3 protein-coding genes are annotated in these 2,666 nt (G+C 75.7%); 2 read left to right on the top strand and 1 reads right to left on the bottom strand.

The genetic code is table 11. The features are described 5' to 3' along the window. The first annotated feature begins 124 nt into the window (after positions 1 to 124). A complete protein-coding gene (locus NH602_RS29970; protein ID WP_253069578.1) occupies positions 125 to 958 on the top strand; it encodes an SAM-dependent methyltransferase in 834 nt (277 codons plus the stop codon). Between the two features lie 6 nt (positions 959 to 964). Here the strand turns inward: NH602_RS29970 and NH602_RS29965 are convergent, their stop codons facing one another. Beyond that, a complete protein-coding gene (locus tag NH602_RS29965) occupies positions 965 to 1,780 on the bottom strand; it encodes a crotonase/enoyl-CoA hydratase family protein (RefSeq protein WP_253069577.1) in 816 nt (271 codons plus the stop codon). A gap of 79 nt (positions 1,781 to 1,859) precedes the next feature. Between NH602_RS29965 and NH602_RS29960 the strand changes: the two genes are divergently transcribed. Then, a partial coding sequence (locus NH602_RS29960; protein ID WP_253069576.1) for an MFS transporter occupies positions 1,860 to 2,666 on the top strand: 807 nt, incomplete at its 3' end.

Below are 2,666 nucleotides of genomic sequence, written 5' to 3'. Positions count from 1 at the left end.
CCGCGGTCGCGCGGCTGCTCGAGCTGGCCGGCCGTCCCGGCGTCGCCCCCGGCACCGCGGCGGAGCTGCACGATGTCCTGGCGGGACTTGCGACCCGGGAGACACCGGCGAGAGGGTGACGCCCATGACCGCCTCGGAGCCCGTGCCCGACCCGGTGGACGAGATCGACCTGACGCTCCCCAACCCGGCCCGCGTCTACGACTACATGCTCGGCGGCGCCCACAACTTCGCGACCGACCGGGAGTTCGCCGAGCGTGTGCTCGCCGCCCTGCCCGACACCCGGGAGGTCGCGCTCGCCAACCGGGCCTTCCTCGGCCGGGCCGTGCGGGCCTGCCTGGACCGCGGGGTGCGCCAGTTCCTCGACCTCGGGTCCGGCATCCCGACCGCCGAGCCGGTGCACGAGATCGCCCACCGGGCCGACCCCGCGGCGCGCGTGGCCTACGTCGACGTCGAGCCGGTGTCGGTCGCGATGAGCCGCCAGATCCTGACCGGTGTGGACGGTGCCTCGATCACCGCCGCCGACCTCACCGACGCCGGGGCCGTGCTCGCCGCGCCGGGTGTGGCGGACCTGCTCGACCCGGCCGAGCCGGTCGCCGTGCTCGCGGTGTCGGTGCTGCACTTCGTCCGCGACGACGACCTGCTCGGGGCCCTGTTCGACCGCTACGTGACGGCGTTCGGGCCCGGCAGCATGCTCGTCGTGTCGCACGGCAGCACCGACGTCGACGACCCGCACACCGCCGAGCGGATGCGCACCATCGAGCGGTTCACCCGGGACACCGCGCAGCCGGCGCGCTCCCGGGACCGCGCCCTGCTGCGCAGGCTGCTCGTCGACCGGCCCGGACACCGGCTGGAGCTGCTGGAACCGGGCCTGGTCGATGTCAGCGACTGGCGGGCCGAGGACGGGCAGCCACCCGCAGGGATGTACGCGGTCGTCGGGGAGGTCGTCCCGCGACGGTAGGCCGGGTCAGTCCCGGTAGACGCCCTGGCGCTTCTCCATGAACGCGCTGACGGCCTCGGTCAGGTCGGCCGAGACCAGCTGGCCGCCGTTCCAGGTGGCGATCTGGTCGAGCCCGTCGGCGACCGAGTGGTCGCGGGCGTAGGTGATCGCGTGCTTGGTGCCGCGCAGGGCCAGCGGCGATTTCGCGGCCAGCGACGCGGCCAGCTCGGCGACGCCCGCCTCCAGCGCGTCGGCGTCGGCGTACACGTCGTTGACCAGGCGCAGCTCCTTCGCCTCGGTGCCCGACACCGGCCGGCAGGTGTAGGCCAGCTCGCGGGTCACACCCTCGCCGACGATCCGCGGCAGCCGCTGCAGCACGCCGACGTCGGCGGCCAGGCCCATGTCGACCTCCTTCAGCACGAACGACGCGTCGGCGGTCGCGTAGCGCAGGTCGCAGGCGACGACCAGGTCCAGGCCGGCCCCCAGGCAGACGCCCTGGATCGCGGCGACGACCGGCTTCCGGCAGCGCTCGATCGCGGTGAGGCAGTCCTGCAGGTCGAGAATGGTGCGGCGCAGCGCGTCGGCGCCGTGCCCTGTCGAGTCGTCCGACGCGGTCTCGCGCAGCCCGCCCAGCATCGACACGTCGATGCCCGAGCAGAAGTGCCGCCCGCTGCCGCTGATCACCACGACCCGCACGGCGGGGTCGGCGTCCAGCTCGCGCACCGCGTCGCGCAGCCCGAACCACATCGGCTCGTGCAGCGCGTTCGCCGCCTCCGGGCGGTCCAGGCGCAGCCGCGCGACCCCGTCCGCCACCTCGACCGCGATCCCCGTCGGTTCACCCATGTCGCGTCACTCCGTCCTCGTCGCCGGTCCTCGCCGCGGAGGCTACCGGTAGGTAACCCTCGGCTGGCAGGATGCGGCGGTGCGGCAGGGAGGCCGGGGGGACCGGACGTGGCTCGCGGCCTGCGGGCTGCTGTTCGCGACGGCCTTCGGCACGAACGTCCCGACCCCGCTGCTGCTGGTCTACCGGGCCGAGCTCGATCTGTCGGCGAGCACACTCGCCGCGATCTTCGGGGTGTACGCGCTCGGGCTGGCACCGTCGCTGCTGCTGGGCGGGCCGGCGTCGGACCGGTTCGGGCGGGTGCGCGTGCTGCTGCCGGTCGCCGCCGGGGTCGCCGGGGCGTCGCTGCTGTTCCTCGGCGGGGCGTCGGCGCTGTGGCTGCTGTTCGCGGCCCGGTTCCTGCAGGGGCTGGCGTCCGGTGCGGTGTTCTCGGTGGGCAGCGCCTGGTTGCAGGACCTCGCCGGGCCGGACGGCGCGCCGCGGGCCGCGCGGGCGGCGTCGGTCGCCCAGACCGCCGGCTTCTGCCTCGGGCCGCTGACCTCGGGGCTGCTCGCGACCTCCGGGCCGCTGCCGCTCGCCCTGCCCTACCTCGTGCACGTGGCCCTGCTGGTGGTGGCGGTCGCCGCGGTGCTCGCCGCCGTCGGGACGGGACCCCGCCCGGCCGGGCCGCCGTCCCGCGGCCTGCTGCCCCGGCCGGGCCTGACCCCGGCCGCGCGGCGGGTGTTCGTGCGGGTGGTCGTGCCGACCGCGGTGTGCGTGTACGCGTTCCCGTCGGTCGCGGTGACCGTGCTGCCGCTGCTGCTGCCCGGGATCTCCGGCGCGGTCGCGTTCACCGGGCTGCTCGCCGCGCTGACCCTGGGCACCGGGACGCTGGTGCAGCCGTTCGCG

Source organism: Pseudonocardia sp. McavD-2-B, assembly GCF_024124365.1.
GTDB classification, from domain to species: Bacteria; Actinomycetota; Actinomycetes; order Mycobacteriales; family Pseudonocardiaceae; genus Pseudonocardia; species Pseudonocardia alni.
Note: the sequence above shows the minus strand (reverse complement) of the source record. Positions and strands in the feature narration are given on the sequence as shown.

Coding starts and splice junctions, on each gene's coding strand:
- NH602_RS29970 (WP_253069578.1), top strand. CDS start 125: ATGACCGCCTCGGAGCCCGTGCCCGACCCGGTGGACGAGATCGACCTG.
- NH602_RS29965 (WP_253069577.1), bottom strand. CDS start 1,780: ATGGGTGAACCGACGGGGATCGCGGTCGAGGTGGCGGACGGGGTCGCG.